This window comes from Haloarcula mannanilytica (assembly GCF_005406125.1).
Lineage (GTDB): Archaea > Halobacteriota > Halobacteria > Halobacteriales > Haloarculaceae > Haloarcula > Haloarcula mannanilytica.
Genome location: NZ_BIXZ01000033.1, coordinates 1 through 554, shown reverse-complemented (window position 1 = coordinate 554; position 554 = coordinate 1). Strand labels below are relative to the sequence as shown.

Sequence of the window (554 nt, the reverse complement as noted above, 5' to 3'; positions counted from 1 at the left end):
CGATGACTCGTCGTACACGGTGACAATGGAGCCGATGGGTACTGTTGAGTTCGAGGAACAGCCGGAGACTTGGCTAGCGTTTCTCAGTACGTACGGTGATATGGGTATTGCACTAGGGAAGGCCGACAGTCTCCGAGGTTTGTGGGATCCAGAAACTATGCCGACGACGTTCTACGACTCCCTTCCGGACGTGGATGTCTCGTTCGCAGAGATCACACCGATCGCAGTGGACGGGGAGTTCGACAATGAAATCTTCTATGAGCTGGACTGCGATGTTCACCTGACCGATCCCAACTGGCTCAGTCTCCTATCCGACGACTGGGATGATGATGACGCCGAGGAGATCGCCACCCAAGTTGGTCCGTTCCTCGGGAACTACATCCGACGACGTGGGGACGACTGGCATAACTACCAGTACTACTCGCTGGATGAGGCCTTCAAGATCATCGCGGACGCCTTCGACGAACGAGAGCGATATGAGGCGTTTGCCACGATACACGACGAGATGCAGGCAACAATCGAAGAAACGCTCCCACCGACAGAGGACCGGCCGA

1 pseudogene is annotated in these 554 nt (G+C 55.8%); it reads left to right on the top strand.

Annotated features, from left to right (window positions below):
• Positions 1 to 157 precede the first annotated feature (157 nt).
• A pseudogene (locus Harman_RS21195) lies at positions 158 to 554 on the top strand (ABC transporter substrate-binding protein); the annotation flags it as partial.